The organism is Streptomyces orinoci (genome assembly GCF_003121295.1).
Lineage (GTDB): Bacteria > Actinomycetota > Actinomycetes > Streptomycetales > Streptomycetaceae > Streptomyces > Streptomyces orinoci.
The window spans coordinates 32,040-57,257 of the sequence record NZ_PHNC01000014.1 but is presented as its reverse complement, the minus strand read 5'-3'; the positions used below and the strand labels follow the sequence as shown (position 1 = coordinate 57,257).

Annotated in this window: 19 protein-coding genes; 9 read left to right on the top strand and 10 right to left on the bottom strand. The window is 71.9% G+C overall.

All coding sequences use genetic code 11. The annotated features are described in order from the left end of the window. Positions 1 to 169: 169 nt before the first annotated feature. Together CV755_RS11565 and CV755_RS11560 are read left to right on the top strand one after the other, a co-directional pair. On the top strand, positions 170 to 1,003 hold the full coding sequence (locus CV755_RS11565; RefSeq protein ID WP_241561134.1) for a PIG-L deacetylase family protein: 834 nt from the start codon (positions 170 to 172) through the stop codon (positions 1,001 to 1,003). Positions 1,004 to 1,336: 333 nt separating this feature from the next. Next, positions 1,337 to 2,467: a VIT1/CCC1 transporter family protein gene (locus CV755_RS11560; protein WP_109280122.1), complete on the top strand. Its 1,131-nt coding sequence runs from the start codon at positions 1,337 to 1,339 to the stop codon at positions 2,465 to 2,467. On the opposite strand, the gene CV755_RS11555 is transcribed toward CV755_RS11560, so the two are convergent. From CV755_RS11555 to CV755_RS11545, 3 genes are all read right to left on the bottom strand, one after another. Then, complete coding sequence (locus tag CV755_RS11555) at positions 2,424 to 2,915, bottom strand: SRPBCC family protein (protein ID WP_109280121.1); 492 nt, start codon at positions 2,913 to 2,915, stop codon at positions 2,424 to 2,426. The genes CV755_RS11560 and CV755_RS11555 overlap by 44 nt on opposite strands. Positions 2,916 to 2,920: 5 nt before the next feature. Next, positions 2,921 to 3,763 carry an SAM-dependent methyltransferase gene (locus CV755_RS11550; protein WP_109280120.1) on the bottom strand — a complete coding sequence of 281 codons (843 nt, stop codon included), beginning with the start codon at positions 3,761 to 3,763 and terminating at the stop codon, positions 2,921 to 2,923. A 77-nt stretch (positions 3,764 to 3,840) separates the two neighbouring features. Further along, positions 3,841 to 5,316, bottom strand: coding sequence for an AAA family ATPase (locus CV755_RS11545; RefSeq protein ID WP_241561133.1), 1,476 nt, complete (start codon positions 5,314 to 5,316; stop codon positions 3,841 to 3,843). A gap of 148 nt (positions 5,317 to 5,464) precedes the next feature. On the opposite strand from CV755_RS11545, the gene CV755_RS11540 reads away from it, so the two are divergent. Beyond that, the gene (locus CV755_RS11540) at positions 5,465 to 5,752 is read left to right on the top strand and encodes a DUF1876 domain-containing protein (protein ID WP_109280119.1); all 288 of its coding nucleotides are present in this window, start codon (positions 5,465 to 5,467) and stop codon (positions 5,750 to 5,752) included. Positions 5,753 to 5,914: 162 nt separating this feature from the next. Here CV755_RS11540 and CV755_RS11535 read toward each other — a convergent pair whose 3' ends face one another. The 6 genes from CV755_RS11535 to ftsH form a co-directional block, all read right to left on the bottom strand. Beyond that, on the bottom strand, positions 5,915 to 7,072 hold the full coding sequence (locus CV755_RS11535) for an MFS transporter (protein ID WP_109280118.1): 1,158 nt from the start codon (positions 7,070 to 7,072) through the stop codon (positions 5,915 to 5,917). Continuing rightward, positions 7,072 to 7,590: a GNAT family N-acetyltransferase gene (locus CV755_RS11530; protein WP_161968665.1), complete on the bottom strand. Its 519-nt coding sequence runs from the start codon at positions 7,588 to 7,590 to the stop codon at positions 7,072 to 7,074. Before CV755_RS11530 ends, CV755_RS11535 begins: the two co-directional genes overlap by 1 nt. A gap of 4 nt (positions 7,591 to 7,594) precedes the next feature. Next, positions 7,595 to 8,788, bottom strand: coding sequence for a type III PLP-dependent enzyme domain-containing protein (locus CV755_RS11525; protein ID WP_109280116.1), 1,194 nt, complete (start codon positions 8,786 to 8,788; stop codon positions 7,595 to 7,597). Continuing rightward, positions 8,785 to 10,104 carry a DUF6271 family protein gene (locus tag CV755_RS11520; RefSeq protein ID WP_109280115.1) on the bottom strand — a complete coding sequence of 440 codons (1,320 nt, stop codon included), beginning with the start codon at positions 10,102 to 10,104 and terminating at the stop codon, positions 8,785 to 8,787. Before CV755_RS11520 ends, CV755_RS11525 begins: the two co-directional genes overlap by 4 nt. Continuing rightward, the gene (locus CV755_RS11515) at positions 10,086 to 11,144 is read right to left on the bottom strand and encodes a phytanoyl-CoA dioxygenase family protein (RefSeq protein ID WP_109280114.1); all 1,059 of its coding nucleotides are present in this window, start codon (positions 11,142 to 11,144) and stop codon (positions 10,086 to 10,088) included. Before CV755_RS11515 ends, CV755_RS11520 begins: the two co-directional genes overlap by 19 nt. A gap of 252 nt (positions 11,145 to 11,396) precedes the next feature. Beyond that, positions 11,397 to 13,355, bottom strand: coding sequence for an ATP-dependent zinc metalloprotease FtsH (ftsH, locus tag CV755_RS11510; RefSeq protein WP_109280113.1), 1,959 nt, complete (start codon positions 13,353 to 13,355; stop codon positions 11,397 to 11,399). A gap of 266 nt (positions 13,356 to 13,621) precedes the next feature. Between ftsH and CV755_RS11505 the strand changes: the two genes are divergently transcribed. The 5 genes from CV755_RS11505 (at position 13,622) to CV755_RS11485 (ending at position 22,931) form a co-directional block, all read left to right on the top strand. Further along, positions 13,622 to 14,008: a hypothetical protein gene (locus CV755_RS11505; protein WP_109280112.1), complete on the top strand. Its 387-nt coding sequence runs from the start codon at positions 13,622 to 13,624 to the stop codon at positions 14,006 to 14,008. A gap of 766 nt (positions 14,009 to 14,774) precedes the next feature. Beyond that, positions 14,775 to 18,827 carry a Pls/PosA family non-ribosomal peptide synthetase gene (locus tag CV755_RS11500; RefSeq protein ID WP_109280111.1) on the top strand — a complete coding sequence of 1,351 codons (4,053 nt, stop codon included), beginning with the start codon at positions 14,775 to 14,777 and terminating at the stop codon, positions 18,825 to 18,827. Between the two features lie 29 nt (positions 18,828 to 18,856). Then, entirely contained in the window at positions 18,857 to 20,227 is a 1,371-nt protein-coding gene (locus tag CV755_RS11495) for an aspartate aminotransferase family protein (RefSeq protein ID WP_109280110.1), read from the top strand. Between the two features lie 58 nt (positions 20,228 to 20,285). Further along, positions 20,286 to 21,581, top strand: coding sequence for an aspartate kinase (locus tag CV755_RS11490; RefSeq protein ID WP_109280109.1), 1,296 nt, complete (start codon positions 20,286 to 20,288; stop codon positions 21,579 to 21,581). Positions 21,582 to 21,731: 150 nt separating this feature from the next. Then, positions 21,732 to 22,931 (top strand): DUF418 domain-containing protein, encoded by a 1,200-nt coding sequence (locus CV755_RS11485; RefSeq protein ID WP_109280108.1) that lies wholly within the window; start codon positions 21,732 to 21,734, stop codon positions 22,929 to 22,931. Here CV755_RS11485 and CV755_RS11480 read toward each other — a convergent pair. Beyond that, positions 22,924 to 24,402: a M28 family peptidase gene (locus CV755_RS11480; protein ID WP_109280107.1), complete on the bottom strand. Its 1,479-nt coding sequence runs from the start codon at positions 24,400 to 24,402 to the stop codon at positions 22,924 to 22,926. The genes CV755_RS11485 and CV755_RS11480 overlap by 8 nt on opposite strands. 200 nt (positions 24,403 to 24,602) lie before the next feature. On the opposite strand from CV755_RS11480, the gene CV755_RS11475 reads away from it, so the two are divergent. Then, complete coding sequence (locus tag CV755_RS11475) at positions 24,603 to 25,130, top strand: DUF4232 domain-containing protein (protein WP_109280106.1); 528 nt, start codon at positions 24,603 to 24,605, stop codon at positions 25,128 to 25,130. The last annotated feature ends 88 nt before the right edge of the window (positions 25,131 to 25,218 follow it).

The window sequence follows — 25,218 nt, the reverse complement described above, 5'->3', positions numbered from 1 at the left end:
ATGACGAACCGTAACGGGCAGCGTGGCCCGACCGTACAAAAAATCCCCAAGTACCGTCATCCATATGTGCGGTTGGTGAAGCCAACCGACCGCCCCGCGTACACAATCCGTCAGCCGCCGGGCCGTTGAACGCCGACGTCATCCCCAACTCCCCTGAGCAGGAGCAGCCTTGACAACCGACTCCCCCCTCGTGGTCATATCCCCCCACTTCGATGACGCCGCTCTCTCCCTGGGCGGCTACCTCAGTCGCCTCGACCGTCCCAAGACCATTGTGACCGTGCACGGTGGCCCGCCCGCCGGCCCTGCGGGGGTTTCCTCCTGGGACGCGGCCTGCGGCTTCGCCTCCGGAGCCGAGGCATATGCGGTGCGGATGGCCGAAGACGCCCGGTCCTGTGAGCTGTTGGGCGCGGAGCAGGTCGCACTGCGCCATCCGGACGGTCCCTATGCGCCGGGGGCGCGGCTGGTGGCGCTGGAGGAGTTTCTGGCGGGGCTGGACCCGGCGGCCGAGGTGCTGGTGCCGATGGGGACGGACCAGCGGGACCATCAGGCCGTCAGGGACCAGGCCTTGGCCGCGCTCGCCGCCGCCGGGCGGCGGCTGCCGTTGGTCTATGCGGACCTGCCCTACTCGGGCGCACTGGCGGAGTGGGGGACGGACGGGGCGGAGGCGGCGCTGGCGCGGGCCGAGGTCCATGGGCGGGCCTACCGGGATCTGCGGGCGGGATACGGTCTGCGGCCGGTTCACAACATCCGGCTGGACCGGGAGGAGTGGGCCGTCAAGCGCGCCGCCGTGCTCTGTCATGGCTCCCAACTCGCCGCGCTGGCCGTGAAACACAGGGCCTTTCTGCGCTACCCGGGCCCACTGGAGTCCGAGCTGATCTGGGAGCCGGTGCCCCGCACAACCGGCTTGCCCGGCGGGCGACTTGGCGATGACACGGCAATCCCGGCCGAGGCGGGACGGTCAACCCCGCACCCCGCTGCGGGGAATGGATCACGTCAAGGGTGAGGCTTGCACCGGTGCGTGGCGGCGGTGAAGGGCCGGCCCGGAACCGGCCCGACCGGTCACCAGCCCCCGTCCGCGGTCACCGGGCGCCATGGCATCGACGGGGCCGCCCGTACGGGCGGTGCGGACGCGGTGGCCGCCCGGGTGGCCGAGTCCGCCTCGCCCGGGAGCAGCAGCGCCGCTGCCGGCGGTGGTCTGCCTCGCCACTCATGGGCGACCCGGGTTGGCGGGGGTCAGGTAAGCGCACCTCCGGTCGGGTTTTGCGTGCGGGCCGTTCGTGGCTGCCCGCGCAGTTCCTCGCGCCCCTGGCGGGGCCTCCCCCGTTACCGTCTGACCATGCCCGAGCCGAGCAGTGAACAGCCCACCCCCTCCCGGCTCCGCCGCTGGCGGGAGCTGCTGCGCAGTGAGCGTGAGGCGGCGGAGCTCTATGAGCGGCTGGCCCGGTCGGAGACCGGCGAGCGCCAGGAAGTGCTGCTGGAGCTCGCCGCGGTGGAACGCCGCCATGCCGCGCACTGGGAGGAGCGGCTGAGGGCCGCCGGGGCGGAGATTCCCCCGCCGGGTGCCACTCCGCTGCGTACCCGCCTGCTGGGCCTGGTGGCCGACCACTGGTCCACGGCGGCGGTGCTGCCGCTGGTGGAGCGCTCGGAGAAGTCCGACGCCGGCACCTATGACGCCGAGCCGGACGCCGCCCCCGAGATGGCGGAGGAGGAGCGCGGACATGCCCGTACCCTCTCCCGGCTCACCGAGGGCGAAGCCCGGGACGGCATCACCCGCGCCGAGCCCTGGCACCGGGGCGACCGCTCGGGCGCCCTGCGGGCCGCGGTCTTCGGGGTCAGCGACGGGCTGGTGTCCAACACCGCCCTGGTGATGGGCATCGCCGGGTCCGGTTCCTCGCGCGGCGCCATTGTGCTGGCCGGTACGGCGGGGCTGCTGGCCGGTGCGTTCTCCATGGCGGCGGGCGAGTATGTCTCCATGTCGGGCCAGCGCGAGATGTACCAGCGGGAGATCAGCCTGGAGAGCCAGGAGCTGGAGGAGGACCCGGAGTCCGAGCGCCAGGAACTGGTGCTGCTCTACCGGGCGAAGGGGCTCAGCAAGCAGGAGGCGCGGCGGATCGCCGACACCATCATGGCCGACCGGACGGTGGCTCTGGACACCCTGGCCCGGGAGGAACTGGGCCTGGACCCCAATGCGCTGGGCTCCCCCTGGTCGGCGGCCGGCTCCAGCATGCTGACCTTTGCGCTGGGGGCGCTGGTCGTCATCCTGCCGTACCTTTTCGCCTCCGGTACGGCCGCCTTCGCCGCCGCGGTGTCGCTCTTCGTCCTGGCGCTGGCCGCCGTGGGGGCGGGGATCGGGGTGCTCAACGGGCGTTCTCCGCTGCGGTCGGCTGCCCGCCAGGTGCTGGTAGGGGCACTGGCGGCAGGCGTCACCTTCGGTGTGGGGCGGCTGATCGGGACATCGGTGTCCTGAGCGTGCGCGGGCTTTTCGCGTCCACGAGCCGTCTGACCATACGGCCGAAGACCAGCCGTCCCGCCGCCGCGGCGCAGCGGTCGAGCAGCCGCGGGGCCCGGACGATCCGTACCTCCTCCCGCCATATCACCCGGCAGCCTGGGCCGTTGCGGTAGACCTCGATCTCCGCCCAGCCGGTCAGCGCCCTCCCCCGCTTCTCCACCCGGCAGCGGCCCGGCCGGGTGCCGGAGGGCGGCTGCCAGTGGGTCACCACCATGGGATCGTCGAAGGCCAGGGGCCGGCGGCCGGTACGGGCCACAAAGCGGGTGCCCACTCCGGGCGGCGGCGGGGTGCACACCGTGATCCGGGTGAACGGCACATGGGCGGCCTGGGCCGGCCAGCTGGTGAGCCGGCCCCAGGCATCGGCGGCGGGCAGCGGACTGTCGCACTCGATCCGGAAGACGGCCATGGCGCTCAGGGCTTACGGGCGTGGAAGATGCCCCAGGAGAGCAGACCGTCATCGCAGGCTTTCGCCCACAACGGGAGGTTCTCCCGCAGGGAGTTGAGGTATTCCTCGCTGATGACGCCGGTCAACTCCGGGCCGGTCAGCTCCAGTTCCTCGGTCAGACGCCGATAGTGCACGGGCAGGTGTGCGCCGAGGTCCTCGAAGCGCACCTCGGTCAGGCCCAGGCCGGTGAGCCGCTCGCGGTAAAAGCCCGCGGTGGCCAGGTCCTTGACCCTGAGGCGGTCGCACAGCGGGCGCAGGGCGGCGGGGCGGGCGCCCTCGGCCGCCATCAAATCGGTGAAGACCAGCCGGCCGCCGGGGGCGAGGACGCGTACCGCCTCGCCCAGGGTCAGCGCCCGGTCGCCGCTGTGGCACAGGGCCTCCTGGGACCACACCACATCGAACTGCCCGTCCGCCGCCGGGATGTCATCGAAGGAGCCGGTGACGACCTCGATCAGACCGGCGAAGCCCTGCTCGGCGTTGAGCGCGCGGTGCCGTTCGTTCTGCAGCCGGCTGATGTTGAGCGCCGTGATCCGGCAGCCGAAGCGGCGGGCCAGGTAGCGGGCCGCCCCGCCATAGCCCGCGCCCAGGTCCAGCAGGCTGCGGCCGGGGCCGAGGTCGTCGGCGACCAGGTCGGCGATCCGCTCCACGGTGCGCCGGGAGGCCAGGCCGACGGCTTCCCGGTGGTGGTCGTAGATCCCGGTGTGGATGTCCTCGCCGCCCCAGATCCTGGCGTAGAAGCCGTCCACATCACGGGTGTTGTAGTAGTCGCGGGCCACGTCTGCCGCCTGTGTCGCGTTCTCCTCGCTCATAACGGAATACCTCCACCCGGCGGGGCCGGGGCAAACGGGCGGGATCCGGCCGGTTCACCGTGGTTCGTTCACCTGCCTCATTCGCCGTTGTACAGGCGTTCGGGGTCCACCAGGACCACTTCTCCGGCCGCTTCCGCCGCGCGCAGTCCGGGTGTGAACCCGGCGGCCCCGTAGCAGGCGGGGCGGGCGGCGCGGGTGTCCTCGCCCTCCGCGGCGAGCCGGTCCAGCAGCCGGCGGAGCCGGTCCAGGTCCCCGGTGTCCATGGGGTCTGTCCAGTTGGTACGGCCCACCGAGAGCAGCACCCCGGGGCGGCCGTCCACGGTGCCGCGCAGCACCACCTGGGCGTCCTCGCCGGCGGCGGCCGAGGCGGGGCGGGCGCCGAAGGTGTCCGGGGCGGCGTGGTCCAGGGCCCACTGCCGGCACAGCCGGGCGAAGTGCGGGGCGGCCAGCGCGGTGTCGAAGACGGGGCGCAGGCGCTGCCAGAGGGCCGCCCGGTCCTGGTGTTCCGGGGCGGACTCGTGTTCCAGGGCGGAGTGGTGCGGCCAGGCGATGGCGTGCTCGAAGGCCAGCAGCGGCTCGGTGATCCCATAGTGGTTCAGGCCCTGGCGGAAGGCGTCCGGCTCCGGGACGAGCAGTTCGCAGTCCTGGAGCAGGGCCAGGGCACGGCTGACGGCGGGCACCGAGCCCAGCGCCAGCGACTCGGCGATCTCGCCCCGGGTGGTCCGGCCGGTGGCGATGGCGGCCAGCACCGAGTGGCAGAGCACCCGGTCGGCGTGGTCGGTCTCCTCCTCCAGCAGCCGGCGGGACTCCCAGAACAGCGGCACCCGGGGGTTGAGGGCGGTGCGGCAGACCCAGGCGTCGAAGTCGTCCGGGCCGGCCGGGGCATCGTCACAGACGTAGTCCCGGCGGTAGGCGGGGGTGCCGCCGACCACGGTGTGCGTCTGGACGGCGAGACGGGGGTCCTCGATGCCCCAGAACCGGGCGGCGCGGCGGAAGCCGAAGGGTTTGACCTCCAGTTCCAGCCGGACCAGTCCATGCAGCGGCGCCGGGCCGTGGAAGAGGCGGCGCAGCACGGTGGTGGTGGGTCCGCTGACCAGGAGGCGCAGCCGGTTGGCGGAGTGCTCGCCGCCCAGCCGGAGCGCGGTCTGGTGCAGTACCGAGGGCAGTACGGGGCTCTGCCGGACCAGATGCGGAAAGTCGTCGATGACCACGGTGCGCGGCCGGCCGTCGCCGAGGGCCAGCAGTGCGTCGATCGCCTGCTGCCAGCCGGTCCAGTGCGGCGCGGGGCCGCCGGTGTAGGCGGCGTAGCGGTCGGCCAGGCGGTGCAGGGACTCGGCCTCGACCATCTCCTGGACGTCGTAGTAGAAGCCCCCGGTGGCCCGGGTGAGGGCCTCCAGCAGGAAGGACTTGCCCTGCCTGCGGCGGCCGGAGACCACGCCCAGGGCGGGGCCGGGCGCCGGGTCGCCGGTGAAGCGCACCAGGGCGTCCCATTCGGTCTCCCGGTCGAACATCCCGGCCGGTCTGGCGGGGAGGGTTGCGGCATCCGCCGGCACGGCAGCTCCCGTTCCTCGGCTCGCTGAAGCCCGCTGGACTTCCACCTGCTGGACTTCCAGTAGACCTCTCCCGCACGCGCACCGCACAAGCCAGGGCGCGCAGAATAGACGAAAAGGGACCGGATCCCCTGACACCGAGGGGTGAACCATGCACCACGAAACCGAGTGGAAGGTCCGGGTGGACCTGACCGAGGACGGCTCCATCACCAAGGCGGACGCGACTCTGGACACCGGTGCCGCGTGCTTCCGGGGTCATGGCACGGCTCATCGTTCGCCGGGCGACAAGGACGTCCCGGCGATCGGCGATGAGTATGCCGCCGGACGGGCGCTGCGCGATCTGGGTGAGCAGCTGCTGGGGACGGCGGAGCGCGATGTGGCGGCGATGGGTGCGGCGCCGGAGCCGCGGACCTCGCCCATGTACGGCTGGGAGCTGTAGGCGGGGCGCCCCTGACGGGCCCCGTCAGGGGCGCGGGGAACTGCGCGACCGGCCCAGGACGGCCCGCACCCGCACAACCGACCCAGCATGCCCCGGCCCCGGAGCGCAACGCTTCGGGGCCGGGCTACAACGGGCCACCCACACCGCCCGCAAAGGAACTCCTCACCCCGCCCAGCGAATCCGCGTACCGCACAGGGACACCGCCAGCGCCGCCACGGCCACCACCCCCAACCCCCACACCATCCCACTCGCATTGGCCACAAAGCCGATGAACGGCGGCCCGGCCAGCAGTCCGGTGGTGCCCATGGCGGCGACCAGGGCCAGTTCGCCGGAGCCCTGCCGGGCCGCGGCCACATAGACGCAGGGGGTCACCGCGGCGATGCCCAGGCCGACGCAGGCGAATCCGAGCAGCGCCGGCAGCACTCCTCCGCTCACCAGGGCGAAGGCCAGCCCCAGACCGGCCAGGGTGCTGCCCAGCACCACCACCCGCCCATCGCCCCAGCGGCCGCGCCAGCGGTCCGCGAAGAGCCGGGCGAGCACCATCATTCCCGAGACCACCGCAATGCCCAGGGGTGCCAGTTCCGCCGAGGCCTTGGCGACGTCCTTCATATAGAGGCTGGTCCAGTCGTTCATGGCGCCCTCGGTCACCGTGCCGAAGGCCATGGCGCAGCACATCCACCAGGTCACCCGGGAGGGCAGGGTCCAGCGGGTGCGGCTCTTGTTCTCCCGCGGCTCCCCGGCCGGGCCGTCCTCCCTGAGCAGTCCGGCGCGCGCCCCGGCGCCCAGCAGGAGCAGCACCAGGGCGGCCGCGCCGAAGTGGGCCGCCATCGAGGAGGTGACGGCGGTGGCCGCGGAGGCCAGGAGCGCCGCCAGCAGGGAGCCGCCGCTGAAGGTGGCGTGGAGTCTGGCCATGGCATTGCGCCCGTGCCGGGCCTCCAGGGCCGCTCCCTGGGCGTTCATCGCGGTGTTGAGACAGCCGACGAAGACTCCGTCGGTGAGGACCACCAGCAGGGCGGTGGGGTAGTCGGGTGCTGCCGCCAGTGCCAGGAGCAGCAGGGTCAGGGCGAGGGCCGACAGCAGTGCCAGGCGTCTGGAGCCCAGCCGTCTCATCAGCACCGCGACCAGGGGGAAGGAGACCGTCGCCCCGATGCCGGCGGCCATCAGCAGCAGTCCCACCTCGCCGGTGCTCAGGCCGAGTTGCGACTTCAGGGCGGGGATGCGCGAGGCCCAGGTGGCGTACTGGAAGCCCAGCGAGCAGAACAGTGCGGCGATCGCCAACTGGCCGCGGTGGAAGGGGTCATGCGGACGGAACACGCGCATCAGCTCACTTCGAGGGGCGCCATGGGCACCCTTTTGGACATATACACGGCACCGGCGCCATAGCTTCCGGGGGCGACGATCCCCGGGTGGGCGGCAAACCCCCGTGCCGACCAGAACCGTTGGCTGTCGCCGACGGCGACCAGGGAGATCCGCCGATAGCCGGCCGAGCGGGCGGTGGCGCCGAGGCGCGTCAGCAGGCGCTGGGCCATTCCCCGGCGCCGCAGGCCGGGGGCGATCACCAGGTCGTGCAGATGGAGGTTGCCGCCGGCGGTACGGGCGGTGGCGGCGGGTTCCTCCTCCTCCGCCAGACCGGGGTACCGGAAGGCCGGGTAGGGCAGGGCCAGCAGATAGCCGGCCAGCCGGTGGCCGGTGTGCAGGACAAAACAAGTGCCGGGCGAGACGGCGGCCTTGGCGCGCAGCGCGGCCGGTCCCTCGGTCAGGCCGAGCGGGGTGTAGGCGCCGGCCTCCAGTGCCGCGATGCCGTCCCAGTCGGTCTCGGCGACGGGGCGTATGCGCACCGGGTCAGTCATCGCTCTCGCCGCCCGTCAAGTGGCAGGGCAGCGGGGCGAATCCATTGAAGCCCCGGGTGAGATAGCTGGTGGCGTAGGCGCCGCTGGACATCACCCAGACCGGATCACCGGAGGCCAGGTCCCTGGGCACCGGTACCGGAACGCGGCCGCCGGCGTGGGCGTCGTCGCTGTCGCAGGTGGGTCCGGCCAGCAGGGCCGGGACATACTCGGCGTTGGGGTGGGTGGGGAAGACCAGCGGGTAGCGCAGGGTGTCCATCTCATAGAGGCCGTTGAACCTGCCGCAGCTCAGATAGAGCCAGTAGCGCGGTTCGCCGTCGGGCTCGGGGCGCCGGGCCAGCCGGACCACATGGGCCCGTACCGCTCCGCTGTCGGCGACCAGATGGCGCCCCGGTTCCATCAGGAACCGCAGGTGTCCGCCGTGGATCCGGCGCAGCCGGAGCATGCCTTCCCGGATCACGGCGAAGATCTTGTCCAGTGGCGGGTCCAGGGGGAGGCCCTGTGGGCCGAGGTAGCCCAGCGCGGGCAGCCCGCCGCCGAGATTGACGTGGTCCAGGGTGATTCCCGCCCGGCCCAGGGCGGTCAGCGTCTCCGCCAGGCTGTCGAAGGCGGCGAGCCAGGCGTCCGCCGTCATCTGCTGGGAGCCCACATGCACCGACACACCGGCCGGGACCAGCCCCAGCCGGCCTGCCGTGCGCAGGACTTGTACGGCCTGTGCGGGCGGGCAGCCGAATTTCCGGCTCAGGCCCCAGAGCGCTCCCTCCCCGCTGGTGGCCAGCCGGCAGAAGACCCGGGCGCCGGGGGCGTGGGCCGCGATGGCCGCCGTGTCCTCCAGGCTGTCGGTGGCGAAGTCCCTGATGCCCAGGCGGTGGGCGGCGGCGATATCACGGTCGGACTTGATGGTGTTGCCGTAGTGGGTACGGCCGGCCGGTGCCCCGGCCCGCAGGGCCTGGCGGAGCTCCTGGGGGCCGGCGGCGTCGATTCCGGCGCCCAGCCGCACCAGGCAGCCGATCACCTCGTCCACCGGGCAGGACTTCAGGGCGAACCGGATGGCGGCCTCGGGCAGTTCATGGCGCAGCCGCCGGTAGCGGTCGGCTATCGAGGACAGGTCGTAGACGATCCGGTCCTCGGTGGCGGCCGCCAGCGCGGTGTGCAGCCGTGAAGAGCGGTGGGTGATCAGGGTGCTCATCCGGGCTGCCCCGGCGGTGAGTTGAGGGCGGTGCGTCCGGCGGTGCGCATCAGGGCTTCCCAGGCGTCGGTCAGCAGGGCGAAGTCCTCGATGTCCTGCTGTGCCTCGTCCAGGAGGCGTTCACGCTGACCGGCCAGATGACCGGCGAACCGGGCGTAGCGGCCGCCCAGTTTGCGGTAGGCGGTGTCCAGGACGTCCAGCCGGAGGATGTTCTCGGTACGGTCGAGCCGGGTGCTCTCCCGGGCGAATCCGGCGATGGCCGCGGGGCGTACCCGGCCCCGGTCGTCGAGCAGTGCGCCGCCCGCCTCGGCCATCCGGTCGTAGATGAAGTTGAAGTAGCGCATGGAGAGCAGGAATTTGACGAACCGCAGCTGGTAGGCGAGGAACCCGGCGTCGGTGCGGCGTTCGCCGGTGTAGTAGTTGACGATATTGCGGTTGTGCAGCACACCGGGCAGTGCGGCGTCATGGACCAGGTGGATCAGGAAGTAGTCGCTGCCTATGGTGTCGGTGGCGGGCGGCAGCGGCACCTGTTCATGGACGCCATGAAAGGCGATATTGCACATGTCCACGCGCATGGGGTCCACCAGGGTGAGGGTGGAGTCATCGCGCAGGAACGCCTCGGTGCCGGCGCCGCGGAAGGATTCCCCGACCAGTTGGCGCTTGCGCTCCTCCGGCCAGTCCATGGGTGCCCAGAGGCTGACCACCTGGTGGTAGATGCCGGGGTCGAGGCGGAGTATCTCCTCGATGTCCACGGAGAGTTCGCCGATGAAGGAGCTGCCGGCCATGGCGACCGGCTTGTGGTGGTGCTCGGCGTCCAGCGCCGTCCGGGTCACCTCGCGGGCGACATCGCCGGCGCGGCGGCCCAGGGCGGTGAGTTCATGGTGGACGGGGAAGGCCGGGCCTCCGTCAGCGGTCTGGTAGCGGCTGTCGGAGTCCCTGCGGTGTACGGACTCGCAGCCCAGGGCCCGGGCGATCAGAAAGGCGCGGTTGGTGCAGGCGCCATAGGAGAGGCGGTCCGGGAGCATCAGCTCCAGCAGTCTGCCGGAGTCGCCGGCACCGGCCTGGGCTGTCACCCGGCGCAGGAAGTCCCGCTGCCGGGCCTCGTCCAGGTGGTGCACCACGATGCGGGGGTCCTGGGGCAGGCCGCGTACGGTCCGGGCGTGTTCGGCGTACACCTCGGCCGGGCAGGAGTCGAGGATCAGCAGATGCACTTCGGCGCCGAAGTGCCCGGCGGCGTAGGCGGCTTCCCCGGCGACGGCCACGATGGTCTCGGAGCAGGGCCGGTTGGTGGGCAGGGTCAGGCAGATGCGGCGCATATCTCTTCCCCGTTGTGCCGGTCCCGCTCGGTCCAGGAGGACGATCCGAGCAGTCGGGCGCCCAGTTCATTGAGTTCCGCCGGGCCGTAGCGCAGGGATTCATGCTTGACGGCGTCGCCCAGCAGTGTGGCGTTCCAGTCGGGTGTGCTGAGGGTGCGCCAGGAATCGACCCGGGAACGGCGCAATTCCGCATGGGATTCCAGGGCGGGCATCATCGACAGATACTGCACGGCCCGCACCCCGTTTTCCGAGGTGTTGGGTGCCACGCCATGGGCCAGCAGGCCATTGAAAATCAGCAGGTCTCCGGCGGCCAGCCGGGGCCGGACGACCGGCATTTCGGTGCGGTCGATGCCGGGCCGGACCGGGTCGCGGCCGGCCGGCTGGGCGGCCTTCCAGCGGTCGAAGTCGCGGAACAGTTCGGGGCAGCACTGGAATCCGCCCTCTTCGGGGGTGCTGTCGGTGAGGGCGATGATTCCCTGGACCCGCTGCGGCGGCACTTCCAGGGTGGTATCGACATCCCAGTGGAGTTCGATGTCAAAACCCTTCTCGGTGCGCTCGATCAGGGCCCGGTCCCGGTTTCCGGTGTTGGGCGGGTTGAGATTGAGCCGGTCCAGGGTCACCCAGAGCTCTTCGCAGTCCCAGACATCGACAAAGGCGTCATAGACCCGCTGGTTCTGGCGGCTGTCCCAGATCAGCTGGTGGTGGTACGCCTCCACAAAGCCGTAGACATAAAGGTCCCGGTCCAGTTCGGAGCGGAACTCGCGTTCCTGGTACCAGGTTTCCGGGCGTCCGGGGTCCATGCCCTGGAACTCCCAGGCGAAGTCCAGCAGCCGCCGGGCGGCCGTGGCGGGGATCGCCTGCTTCACCACCACATAGCCATAGGTCTGCCAGAAGGCGAAGTCCTCCTCGGAGAGGACTCTCAGCGGGCGGGTCTTCGCCAGGTCCCGCAGCGGGGCAGGGGCGAGATAGCTCTCGCCGTCCGGGCTGAAGTAGGGGATATCCGAGGCGGCTCGATAAAGAAAGGGGTCGGGCGTCGGCATAGCTGCTCCACAACTGAAGTTCCTTGCGTGCGCACCGGCGCCGGGCGAAAGGGCAGCCGGCCCGCGCCACCGTTCCCCGAGGCCTCATGGCCACCCCGTCCCTCGTGGGAACTCGCGCGGTACCAAAGTGGACTAGACCAACTGGCCGTGTCAATCTCGGAGTTGTCTTTGACGGCTCGTCAACAGAAAGAAGATTGCCCCGGGTTAAGAACCGGCAAAGTACGGAACCGCCCCGGGGGAACGGGACGTCCGTCAGACGGCCGGGTCCGCCGGCCGCTCGGGCCGCGGCTCCGGCCCCTCCCCGGGCCGCTCCTCGTTGCGCAGGACCTCCAGCACCACCGCGCCGTCCACGGTCTCGCTGGCCACCAGCAGATCGGCCAGCCGGTCCAGCGCCCTCCGGTGCCCGCGCAGTATCTCCAGCGCCCGGTCCTCGGCCTGCCGCACCAGCCGGGCGACCTCCTCGTCCACCACCCGCTGGGTCTGCTCCGAGTAGGGCCGGTGCTGGAGTTCGTCCGGGTTCTCGCCCAGGAAGGGCTGGCCGGCCAGGGCGTAGCCGATGGGGCCCAGCTTGGGCGAGAGGCCGAACTCGCGGACCATCCGGGTGGCCAGCTGGGTGGCCCCGGCCAGGTCGTTGGCGGCCCCGGTGGAGCCCTCCCCGAAGACCACCAGCTCGGCGGCCCGCCCGCCCAGCCGCACCGCCAGCAGGTCGGTGAGGTAGCCCTCGCTGTACAGGTGCCGCTCGGCCTCGGGCAGTTGCTCGGTGACGCCCAGCGACACCCCGGCGGGCAGGATGGTCACCTTGGCCACCGGGTCGGCGTGCTCACAGAGGGCGGCCACCAGGGCGTGCCCGGACTCATGCACGGCGACCGAGCGCTTCTCCTCCGGCAGCAGGGCGTTGGAGGTCTCCCGGCGGCCGAGCAGCACCCGGTCCCGGGCGGTGTCCAGGTCCTGCGGCCGGATGGTGGCCCGGTCGGCCCGTACCGCGTTGATGGCCGCCTCATTGACCAGGTTGGCCAGGTCGGCGCCGGAGAAGCCGGGGGTGGCCCGGGCCACCGCGTCCAGATCGACCGCCGGGTCCAGGGTCTTGCCCCGCGAGTGGACGGACAGGATGGCGGCCCGCTCGGCCTGGTTGGGCAGCGGGACGGTCACCTGGCGGTCGAAGCGGCCGGGGCGCAGCAGGGCGGGGTCGAGCGCGTCGGGGCGGTTGGTGGCGGCCAGCACCACAATGCCGCTGCCCTGGTCGAAGCCGTCCATCTCGGCCAGCAGCTGGTTGAGGGTCTGCTCGCGCTCGTCATTGCCGCCCAGCCGGGTGCCGCCGCCACGGCGGCCGCCTACCGCGTCGATCTCGTCGATGAAGATGATCGAGGGGGCGCGTTTGCGGGCCTCGTCGAACAGGTCGCGCACCCGGGAGGCGCCGACGCCCACGAACATCTCCACAAACGCCGAGCCGGTCACCGACAGGAAGGGCACATCGGCCTCCCCGGCCACGGCCCGGGCGATCAGTGTCTTGCCGGTGCCGGGCGGCCCGACCATGATCACGCCACGGGGTCCCTTGGCGCCCGCCCTGGCATACCGCTCGGGATGGCGCAGGAAGTCCACCACCTCGCCGATCTCCTGTTTGACGCCCTCATAGCCGGCGATGTCGGCAAAGCCGGTGGTGGGCCGCTCGGCCTCGATGATCTTGGCCCGGGAGCGGCCGATGGTGCTGATGCCGCCGGTGAGCGAGCCGGCCGCCCGGCGCGCGCTCCACAGGAAGAACCCGCCGAGCAGCAGCAGCGGGAGGAAGGCCAGCAGCACGGACAGCCAGGTGCTGCCGCCGCCGCTGGAGGTGGCGCTGATCTGGACGTGCTGGGACTGCAGCTGCTGTTCCAGCGGGCCGGTGCCCAGGGCGGTGGGGATCTGGGTGGTGAACTGGGTGCCGTCCTTGAGGGTGCCGGTGACGGTGCCCTTGTCGCTGATCTCCACGGTGCGCACCTGGCCGGTGTTCACCTTGCCGACGAAGTCGCTGTAGGTCTCCTGGTGCCGGGTGGGGCCGGAGAAGCCGCGGGCGAGCAGCAGAATGATCACAAAGGTCATCAGGACGAGCGCCAGCACCCAGCGTCCCCAGCCGGGCGAGGGCTGCTGGGGCTGTCCCTGCGGCGGTCCGCCCGGCGGGCCGGGCCGGACCGGTGGCGACAGGTGCCGGTGCGGCAGGCGAACTCGTGTGATCACTGAACCGCTCTCTTTCCTGGGCGGCGGCGACGCCGCGTGCCCTGGCCACCAGCATCGGGGATGCCGGGGGTGGTCGGCAGGGCCGAACGGGTCCGGCCTGCGCTGTTCGGCGTAACCGCGCACTTCCAGGATGCCCCCGGGGCGGCGGCGTCATGGCCGGTACGGTGCCCGGACCGCCCGGCGTGCGCGGCGGGAGGAGGGCGCGTACGGTCGGGAGAACAGTCCTGACGGCATCGGGAGACAGACCTGACGGCAAAGGAGCGGCGGTGACGAGCACCCCGGAGAGCCCGGACCATGTCAGCGTCCATCTGACCGGCTGCGCCGAGGAGACGGCCCAGGCGGTCATCGATGCGCTGCGGACCCCGTTTCCGCAGGGCGCGGAGGTGATCCCGGCCCGGCCGCAGGCCACGGGCGGCGCGGGTCACCCGCTGGTCTGGTGCACGGTCGTCGATACCCGGGGCCGCAGGAGAAGCACGGGCATCCGGGTCGAGCTGCGGGAGCCGGTGGACGCGGGGCTCTTCGGGGCGGCCGATCCGGTGCACCAGGTGATCGAGGAGCTGGCCGCCGCCTTCGGTGTCGAGGAGCGCGGCACGGTGCCGGGCGAACACGAACTGGAAGTCCGTCTGCGCCTGACCCCGCTGCCGAAGGGTTAGCGCCGGGGGGCGCTCCCGCACACGGACGAGCCGCGCCCGGAAACGCGCCGGCTTCCGCCGTGCGCGGCCCCAACCGGGGAACCCAAGAGAGAACGCAGAGGGAGTCTTTGCCCGCTCTCGGGCGCCATTGACGCAAATGAGCCGGATGTCGCGCCCGGCAAGGGACCGGCTTTCGCCCACGCCGGTCACCCGGAGTAGTTGGCGCTCCCGATGGAACCCCCGCTTCCGGCGGCATACAGAGGCTGCTCAGAGGCCGTGCCGATACCGCCGCGCGGGAGAATGCGGGGTACCGCGCCCCGCCGGGCCATTACCTGGCGTGGCATAGACACGGGGCAATTGAGCCGAACTACGTTGGCGCATATCCCGCTGTTCGGGTAACCGCCGCCAACCTAGTTTTCAATTCGCTTCAACACGTGACTTTCAAGGATGTGTATGGACGCATGAAGGGTCACCGTGGACCGAAGCGCGCCATGATTCCGGCCCGTGTGAACTGACCCTCTCAAGGGCACCCGCCATACGAAACCGGACGTGGCAGGCCCGGCCAAGAGCCTCGCGGGCGCCTCCGGCGGACTCCCGGAACCCGTCGCGCCCCATTGAATTCCGCCATACGACTCACGCCCTGTTCATCCGTCAGCCCCGGACGGGGGCCGGACCGGCACACCCTGGACGGTCCCTGAACAATACCGGTCCCCAAGGCGAACAGAAAGACGAAATATTCCTGAATCCTCGCGGATCCACCGGAGGATCCGCCGTAAAGGAGACACCTATGGCAGACACCAGGTCCCCCGTCCGGCATGGGCCGGCCGAAGCGGATCCCGGGCCTCCAACGGAGGGCCGGAATCCGGATCCGGTATACGAGCAGCCACCGGTGCGCGCCCTGCCCCAGTTCTTCGAGCGGGCCTGTGACCGCTACCCCGAGGCCACCGCGGTGATCTGTGAGTCCGAGCGGATCGGCTACGCCGAACTCGACCGCCGGGCCAACCGGCTGGCGCATCTGCTGGCCGGACACGGGGTGCGGCCGGGAACACCGGTGGGCATCCTCCTGGAACGCTCGGTGGAGACCTATGTGGCCCTGCTGGGCGTGATCAAGGCGGGTGCGGTGTATGTACCGCTGGACCCCTCGTTTCCCGCCGGCCGGCTGGCCTTTATCGCCCGGGACGCCGGACTGCACTCCCTGGTGACCTGCTCCCGGCTGCGCGACCGCACCTCGGGGCTGCCCTGCGAAGTGCTCGAACTCGACCGGCTGCGCCAGCAGTTGGCCCGGCAGCCGGACCACCGCCCCGGAGTGGAGATCGACCCCTCCGCCATGAGCTATGTGATCTACACCTCGGGCACCACCGGCCGCCCCAAGGGCGTGGCCGTCTCGCACGCCAATATTGTCAACTTCCTGCGCGTGGTGGCCCCCATCTACCGGGTGGACCGGCAGGACCGGGTCTATCAAGGGCTGTCCCTCGCCTTCGACTTCGCCATCGAGGAGATCTGGCCGGCCTGGATGGCAGGTGCCACCCTGGTGGCCGGGCCCACCGACGGCCGCCGGGTCGGGCACGGGCTCACCGCCTTCCTCATCCAGCACGCCGTCACCGTGCTGTGCTGCGTACCCACCCTGCTGATGACGCTCGAGTCCGAAGTGCCCTCGCTGCGCAGCCTGTTGGTCAGCGGCGAGGCCTGCCCGCCGGACCTGGTGCGGCGCTGGCACCGGCCGGGCCGGCGCATCCTCAACGCCTATGGCCCCACCGAGGCGACGGTCACCGCCACCTGCGGCGAACTCTCCCCGCACCGGCCGGTCACCATCGGCACCCCGCTGCCCACCTACCGCGTCTATATCCTCGACGAGCGGCTGCGCCCGGTCCCCGAGGGCGAGAGCGGTGAGATCTGCGTGGGCGGGCCGGGCGTGGCCATCGGCTATGTCAACCGGCCCGAGCTCACGGCGGAACGGTTCATCGCCAACCCGGTGGAGAGCGACAGAGCCGAGGTCCCGCGGATCTACCGCACCGGTGACCGCGGCCGGCTGACCCCCGGCGGGGAGATCGAGTACCTGGGCCGGGTGGACACCCAGGTGAAGATCCGCGGATACCGCATCGAGCCGGCCGAGATCGAGCAGCTGATCCGGGAGGACCCGGCCATCGAGAACGCCGTGGTCGTTCCACTGGAACGGGACGGTGTGGTCCAGGACTTGACCGGCTATGTGACCCTGGACCCCCGGGCCCCCGCCGAGCCGCCGGAGGCTCTGCGGGAACGGCTGCACGGCACCCTCCGGCGCCGGCTGCCCGCCTATATGATCCCGGCCTTTGTGGAGATCCTCCCGGAGTTCCCGATGCTGGCCGCCGACAAGGTGGACCGGGCCGCGCTGCCCGCCCCCACCTCGCCGCCGCTCACCCGCCGCGCCCGTCCCCACGCCGCCCCCGCCACGGAGCTGGAGGAGCAACTGGCCGCCGAGTGGCGGGAGATCCTCGGCGGCGAGCGGATCTCGGCCGAGGACGACTTCTTCTGTGACCTGGGCGGCCACTCCATGGCCGCCGCCCGGCTGATCTCCCGGCTGCGGCAGCGTCCCCAGCTGCGCGGGGTGGCCATGGGCGACCTCTACGCCCACCCCACCATCCGCTCCCTGGCCGCCCATATCGAGGCGTCCACCGCCGGGGAGCAAGGGCCGGACCCGGCCGCGCCGCCGCCCAGGAAGCACTCCAGCGCCCGGGTGTGGGCCTGCGGACTGGCCCAGCTCATCGGCCTCTACGCCTGGTTGCTGCTGATCAGCCTGCCGGCGGTACTGCTGCTGTACCGGCTGTGCGCGGCCTGGCACCTGCCGGTGCGCGCCCCGGCCGCGGGCAGCGTGCCCGCCGCCCTGGTGGATCTGCCGCCGGCCTCCTTCGCGGCGCTGGATATGGGCTGGCTGCTGGTCAGCGCCCTGGTGCTGCCGGTGCTGGGCGGCCGGCTGCTGATGGCGGGGGTGAAACCGGGCTGGTATCCGCTGTGGGGCGTGACCTATCTGCGGTTCTGGCTGCATGGCAAGGTGCTGGCGCTCACCCCGGCCGACCGGCTGGCCGGTTCCCCGCTGCTGCCGCCCTTTCTGCGGCTGCTGGGGGCCAGGATCGGCCGCGGCTGCCATCTGTCCTCCGTACCCACCGCGCCCTCGCTGCTGAGGATCGGCGACCACAGCAGCATCGGCTACGGCGCCCGCCTCCAGCCGCACTCGGTACAGGACGGCTGGCTTCGGCTGGGCACCGTGGAGATCGGCTCCGGCTGTGCGGTGGGCACCAACTCCGTGGTGCTGCCCGGGGCTTCACTGGGCGACGGGGCCACCCTGGGCGAGCAGTCCCTGGTGCCGGCCGGCCACACGGTGCCCGCCGGCGAACACTGGGCCGGATCGCCCGCCACCCGCCAGGACGCCCGCCCGCACCTGCTCCAGGACATGGCGGACCAGGCCGACCACCGCCCCTGGCGGCCGCCCGTGCTGGCCGCCTACGCCCTGGCCGCCCTGCTGCTCGCCATGCTGCCACCGGCCATCGCCATAGGCGGATCCGCCCTGGTGGCCTATGCCGCCTGGCAGTACGGCGCCGCCTGGGCCGGCCTGGCCGCCGCCGCGGCCGGACCACTGACCGTACTGACCGTCTGCCTGCTGGTGCTGGCCGTCAAACGATCCGTAATGCCCTCCGCGCGGGCCGGAATCCACCCGGAACGCGGCGCCTTCGGGGTCCGCAAATGGATCGCCGACGCCATGATGGCGCTCAGCCTGACCGTCACCCACGCCCTGTACTCCACCCTCTATCTGGTGCCCTTCCTGCGCGCCCTGGGCGCCCGCACCGGCCGCTGGTCGGAGGTGGCCACGGTCAGCTTTGTCGATCCGGACATGCTGGTCATCGGCGAACGCAGCTTTGTCGCCGATGTCAGCGTGGTGGGACCGGCCGTCTTCCACCAGGGGCGGATCGCCCTGGCCCCGGCCGAGGTGGGCAGGCTGAGCTTTGTGGGCAATGGCGCGCTGGTGCCCGGTTCCTGCCGGATGGGCGACCACAGCCTGCTGGGGGTGCACTCGGTGGCCCCGTCCAGGCCGGCGGGGCCGGAGACCACCTGGCTGGGCTCCCCCGCGCTGTTCCTGCCGCGCCGCGAGGAGAGCCCGCGGTTCCCGGAGAAGTACACCTACCGGCCCACCCGCGGCCTGATCGCCGCCCGGCTGGCCATCGAGTACTTCCGTATCACCCTGCCGGCCACCATTGGCGCGCTCAGCGCGCTGGGTGCGCTCTGGGTCTCCCTCCAACTGGCCCGGGGCTGCCCGCCGTTGACCCTCTTCCTGCTCGGCCCGGCCCTGCTGCTGGGCACCGGGGTGGCCGCCACCCTGGCCACCGCGGCGCTCAAATGGCTGGTGATCGGCCGCTACCGGCCGCGTACCGAACCGCTGTGGAGCGTCTGGGTACGGCGTACCGAGCTGATCACCGGCCTGTTCGAGAACCTGGTGGTGCCCTCCCTGGTCAATCTGCTCACCGGATCGCCCTGGGTCTGCCCCGTACTGCGCCTGTTCGGCGCCCGCATCGGCCGCCGGGTGTGGCTGGCCACCACCTATCTCACCGAGTTCGACCTGGTGGAGATCGGGGACGACGCGGCCGTCGGGGAGTTCACCTCGGTGCAGACCCATCTGTTCGAGGACCGGGTGATGAAGATGTCCTTCACCCGGATCGGCCCGGGCGCATCTGTGGGCGCCCGCTCCGTCGTCCTCTATGACGCAACGGTCGGCGCGGGCACCGGTGTTGACGCGCTGTCGCTGGTGATGAAGGGCGAGCGGCTGCCGGAGGGCACCCGCTGGCGCGGCATCCCCTCCCGCCCCTGCTGACCGATCCCGCTGCCCCGTCAGGAGACCGTATGACCTCGCTCGCACCTCCGCAGAACTTCACCGCCCCACGGGTGGCCGGGGAACTCCCCGGGCCGCGCTCGGCCGAGCTGCTCGCCCGCCAGGAGCGGTACGAGTCCAACGCCCGCAGCTACCCCCGGCATCTGCCGGTCGCCCTGGCCGAGGGCTCCGGCAGCTTCGTCAGCGATGTGGACGGCAATGTCTTTATCGACTTCCTGTCCGGTGCCGGGGTGCTGTCCCTGGGCCACAACCATCCGGCGCTGGTACGGGCCGTCACCGAGCAGCTCGGCCGGCTCACCCATGGGCTGGACTTTCCCACTCCGGTCAAGGATGCCTTCACCGAAGCCCAACTCTCCATGCTCCCGGCGCCCTTGCGGGACCGTATGAAGGTGCACTTCTGCGGTCCCACGGGAGCCAACGCGGTGGAAGCGGCGATCAAACTGTGCAAGACGGCCACCGGGCGCGGGGAGATCGTCTCCTTCCAGGGCGGCTTCCATGGCAGCACCCATGCCGCCATGGCGGTCAGCGGGCTGCTGGCCCAGAAACGGCCGGTGGCCCATGGAATGCCCGGCGTCCACTTCTTCCCCTACTCCTCCTGCGGCCGCTGCCCGGTGGGCCTCACCCCCGACGGCTGCGCCGTCAACTGCGTGACACTGCTGGAACGTTCCCTGCGGGACCCCAACGGAGGGATACCCCTGCCCGCGGCGGTGCTGATGGAGGTGGTGCAGGGCGAGGGCGGGGTGATACCGGCCCATGGCGAGTTCGTCCGGCGGGTGCGGAAGCTGACCGCCGAGCTGGGCATCCCGCTGATCGTGGACGAGGTGCAGACCGGCTGCGGGCGCACCGGCAGCTGGTTCGCCTTTGAGCAGTACGGCATCGAACCCGATGTGATCGTGGCCTCCAAGGCGCTCAGCGGCATCGGCGCCCCGGTGGCCCTGATCCTCTACGACCGCCGGCTGGACACCTGGGCACCGGGCGCCCATATCGGCACCTTCCGCGGCAACCAACTGGCCTTCGCCGCCGGAGTGGAGGCGGTGCGCATCATCCGCGAGGAGGATGTGCTGGGCAATGTCCGGGCCCGGGGTGAGCAGATCCGGCGGCGCCTGGCGGAGGCGGCCGGCTGCCACTGGGTGCGCGAGGTGCGCGGCCGGGGGCTGCTGTGGGGAGTGGAGCTGGCGGACCCGGACACCGGGGCACCCGCCGCCCGCCTGGCCGCGGAGGTGCAGGCCCAGGCCCTGCGGCGGGGCCTGATCGTGGAACTCGGCGGCCGGCAGGACGCCGTGGTGCGGCTGCTGCCGCCGCTGAATGTGACCGAGGAGGTGGTGGACACCGCCTGCTCGATCCTGGACGAGTCCATCGCCGCCGCCGTCGCCCGGATCTGAACGCGTCACCATTCATCGAACTCGGCCGCCCCGGGCGGCCGTTGGGGGAGGCTCAGCGATGGCTCTCATCGTCCAGAAGTACGGCGGCTCCTCGGTGTGCAGTACCGAGCGGATCAAAAAGGTCGCCGAGCGCATCGTCGCCACCCGCGCGGAGGGCCACGATGTCGTGGTGGTGGTCTCCGCCATGGGGGACACCACCGATGAACTGCTCCAACTGGCCGGGGACGTGGCCCCGCTGGCACCGCGCCGGGAGCTGGACATGCTGCTCACGGCCGGGGAGCCCATCTCGGGCGCGCTGACCGCGATGGCCGTACACGCCCTGGGCGCCGAGTCCTGCTCGCTCTCCGGCGAACAGGCGGGGGTGATCACCGACGGCGCCCATGGCAGGGCCCGGATCCTTCAGGTGACGCCCGGACGGATCCGGCAGGCCCTGGACCGCGGGGCGGTGGTACTGGTGGCCGGATTCCAGGGCGTCTGCCGGGACTCCGGAGAGATCACCACCCTGGGCCGGGGCGGCTCGGACACCACGGCCATCGCACTGGCCGCGGCGCTCAAGGCCGATGTGTGCGAGATCTACACCGATGTGGACGGGGTGTACACCGCCGACCCCCGGCTGGTGCCGAACGCCCGGCGGCTGCCCCGGCTCACCTATGAGGCCATGCAGGAGATGGCCGCCGCCGGGGCGCGGGTGCTGGCCCAGCGCAGTGTGCACTACGCCCGGCGGCACGGGGTCACGGTGCGCGTCAGCTCCTCCTTCGGCACCGGCCCCGGCACGGTGATCTGCGCTGACGCGGAGGCGGTGGGTGCGGAGCAGCCCCGGGTGACCGGTGTCGCCCATGATCTGTCCGGCGCCCGGCTCACGGTGACCGGGGTGCCCGGCGGTGCCGCCGCCATGGCCGGGGTGTTCCGCACCCTGGCCGAGGCCCGGGTGGACCTGGACACCGCCGTACACCACGCGGGCCGGGGCGGCGGCGGGCAGGGCGGCGACCTCACCCTGGTACTGCCGGGCAGCGACGGCCCGGCGGCGCTGGCCGCCCTGCGCGCGAGCCGACGGGCCATCGGCTACCGGGACTTGGGCTACGACGAGGAGATCGGCAAGGTGTCCCTGATCGGCTCCGGGATGCGTACCCACTCCGGGGTGATCGCCATGTGCTGTGAGACGCTGTCCGCGGCGGGGGTGAACATCGCGGCCATCTCCACCGCCGAGACCCGGATCTCGGTCCTGTGCCACTCGGGGCAAGTACCGTCCGCGGTACGGTCGTTGCACGAGGCGTTCGGCTTGGGGCGCCCCACCAGGGGCGCSGGGAACTGCGCGACCAGCCGCAACGAACCCGCAGAGAAAGTACCTGCCTAGAATTACGTGCGGGCCGTCGGTGGCTGGTCGCGCAGTTCCCCGCGCCCCTATTGGGGCGCCCTGCACCGACTGACCGTCAGATACCCAACACCGCTACAAATTACGGGGAAATACCCCCGCCGGGGTCAGCCACCAGCCGAGGCTGGACGCATGCACAGTCTCTCCCCGGCGGACCGGACAACCGCCCTCTCCATACCGCCGGCCCCCACCCGGAACGCACCCGCCGCCCGGCTGGCCGGAGTTGATCTGGCCCGCGGGCTAGCCGTCTTCGGGATGTACGCCGCCCATGTCGGCCCGGATCCGGGCGACGGAGGGCGGTCCCGCCTGCTGATGGAGCTGACCCATGGCCGGGCCTCCGCGCTGTTTGCCCTGCTGGCGGGGTTCTCCCTGATCCTGCTGACCGGCCGGCCGCTGCCCAGGACGGGCCGGGCCGGCCGGCAGGCGGTCGGCCGGGTGCTGATCCGCTCGGCCGTGCTGCTCGCCGTGGGCACCGCGCTGACCATGACCGGCACCCAGGTCGAGGTGATCCTGGCCTACTACGGCCTGTACTTTGTGCTGGCCCTGCCGCTGTACCGGCTGAAGGCCCGGGCGCTGGCCGCGCTGGCGGCCCTCGGCGCCCTGGTGCTGCCCCAGGTGCTCTACGCGGTGCAGGCGTCCATCGACGACGGCAGCTGGGCCGAACGGGCCGCCCACCACGACCCCTTGGCCCGGATCAGCGGCACCGACGGCTTTGTGGACCTGTTCTTCACCGGCAGTTATCCGGTGCTGACCTGGATGCCCTTTGTGCTGGCCGGAATGGCGGTGGCCCGGCTGGATCTGTCCTCGACGGTGGTACGGACCCGGCTGGCGGTCACCGGGGCCGTGCTGACGGTGGCGGGGTACGGCACCTCCTGGGTGGCGCTGCGCCTGCTGGCGGCCGCCGGGCACCCGGGGCCGCCGCACTCCGCCTGGTGGTCGGACACGGGCGGTTTCCCGCCCGGCGACCAGGCCGGCTGGCTGCTGGCGGCCTCCCCGCACAGCGAGACCACGCTCTCCATCGTGGGCAGCACCGGGGTGGCGGTCGCCGTGCTGGCCCTGTGTCTGCTGGTCACCGATGCGCTGCCCCGGCTGTCATGGCTGCTGCATCCGGTGACAGCGGTGGGCCGGATGTCACTGACCGCCTATGTGCTCAATATCGCGGGCATCTGGGCCCTGGGCATCCATGAGGTGCCCGGCTCCTCGCTCTGGACGCTGCTGGGCTTCCTGGCGGCCGCCACCGGTTTCGCCCTGCTGTGGTCGCGGTTCTTCACCCGGGGACCGCTGGAGTATCTGCTCAACAAGACGACCATGGTGGCTCGTTGGATCAGGTGAGCCGGCCGCGTTCCACATCGGCGGTGTCCACCGCGAACCGGCCGGTGGCCCAGGCCAGGGCGTCGCCCAGCTGTCCCAGGATGGTGCGGTCGAGGTGCTCCAGGGCATCGCATCGCTGGTGGTAGCAGGGGTCGGCGATCCGTCCGGCCTGGCCGCCGAACAGCCGCTGCCACTCGGGGGACTTGACCTGATTGTAGCCGGAGGAGCCGCCCCCGGCCGGGATTCCGGCGGCGATAAAGGGGACGAAGTCGGAGCGTCCGTCGAACTCCAGGGGCGCGGTGGGCAGCCCGCGGGCGGCGAAGCGGTCCAGCAGAACCTGCTCCACGGTGCCGGTGCCCGGTGGCACCGGCCCGGAGCCGTGGTAGACCAGGCGCGCGAAGTTGGGTGAGGCGATGGTCTCGAAGTTGAGGTTGAGCGAGGTCCGGCGGCGTTCCTCGTCGGTCAGCCGGGAGACGTAGTAGGTGGAGCCATAGAGGCCCTCCTCCTCCGCTCCCCAGAAGGCGAAGCGCACCCGGTTGCGGATCTCCTTGGCGAAAGGCGCCAGTTGCAGCGCGGTTTCCAAGGTCATGGCCACGCTGCTGCCGTTGTCATTGATGCCGGGACCTTCGGTGGCGCTGTCCAGGTGGGCGCCGACCACCACCGTATGGCCGGGGTGCCCGGTGGGAGTGTCGGCCAGCACATTGAAGGTGTGGTTGGTGAAGGCGCGGCCGCGCAGGTCCAGGGCGAGCCGCACCGGCCCCCGGGCCGCGTCCGCGATCAGCTGCTCGCTCTCACCGCGCGGCAGGGTGGCCACGGGCAGCACGGCGGCGGACGGCGGACGTACTCCGGAGCGGATGTTCATCGCGGCCGGCTGCTGATCGACATTGAGCAGTACCGCGCTCGCTCCGGCCGCCGCGGCCAGCCGGAGCTTGGCCGCCACATCGCACCGGCCATAGCGCAGCAGCACGGCCCGGCCGCGGAAGTCGCCGTGCGCGTAGTCGTCCGGCTCACAGCCGTAGGCGGCGGTGCCGCCCTGCGGGGGCAGTGCCAGCAGTCCGGTCCAGCCGCCGTCGGGCAGCGAGGCGCTGTAGCGGGCGAGCAGCGGGTGCAGGGTGCGCGGGGCCGGGGAGAGCCGGCGGGCGGTCTCGGCCACCGGCGCCGAGTCGGGGAACGAGAAGGGCTGGAGCCGTACCCGGTAGCCGGCCCGGCGCAGCCGCTCGGTCACATAGCGGGCGGATGCCAGATAGCCGGGGGTGCCGGCGGCGCGTACGCCCTGGTGGGCGTCGGCGGCGCGCTGGAGCGCCGCCAGGTGGGGCCAGGCGCCCGCGACCGTCACCCGGGCCGCCAGCTGGTCGGCCAGTTCGGTGTCCGGCGGGGACGGGCGCTGTCCGCCGCCCGCGGCGGCGGGCAGGGCGAGGCCCGGTACCAGGACACAGGCCAGGGCCAGGGCAAGGAGCTGGAAACGTACGCCGGTTACCTGCCGAAGGGACATCAGCGACCCCCGTGTCTGCGCAAGGGGCGGGCAGCCTACCGCGCCGGCCGGTGCCGGGGGGACCCCTGCGTTCAAATCGGGTCACCCATAGGGGCGTTCCCGGAGATGGCCGGGGGTAGACGGGCAGATGGCCCGGAAGGGAACGGCGGGCCACATGCCACCGTCCCCCTCACCGGAGGACTTCAGTGAAAGGAGCAGTTATGACCATGCGTTCAGCGCGGCGCCTGGGCGCCGCGGCCGCCGGTGCCGTTCTCACCCTCACCGCCGCTGCCGGACTGGCCCAGGCGGCCCCGTCCGGCTCTACGGTGCCCACCTGCCACACCCCGGACCTGGGGATCAGGTTCGCCGGCCGGCTGGGCGGGGGGATGAACCACGCGGGCGGCGTCCTGGAGTTCAAGAACACCGGCAACCACGCCTGCGCGCTGCGTGGTTACCCGGGCCTGGGGCTGGAGAACGGCGGCCACCGGACACTGCCCAGCCGCACCGTGCGGGGCACTACCTGGTACGCGGACGACCCGGGCAACAAGGTGGTGCGGCTGCGTCCCGGCGCGACCGCGCAGGCCGTGGTGGCCTGGACCCACACCGGCACCGAGGCCCATGAGACCTCGTATCTGCAGGTGACGCCGCCCGGTTCGACCAGTCACCGGGTGATACCGCTGAACGACCTGGTGGACTTCGGCGAGCTCCATGTCACCGCGGTGGCCCCCAAGGTGCCGCTGCGCGGTTAACTCGGCGCACCCTCCGCAGGGTTGAACCGGCCGCTGCCCGAGTCGGCGCGAAATCGCCCATGTCCAGGGGAGTTTGCCTTCCCGATAT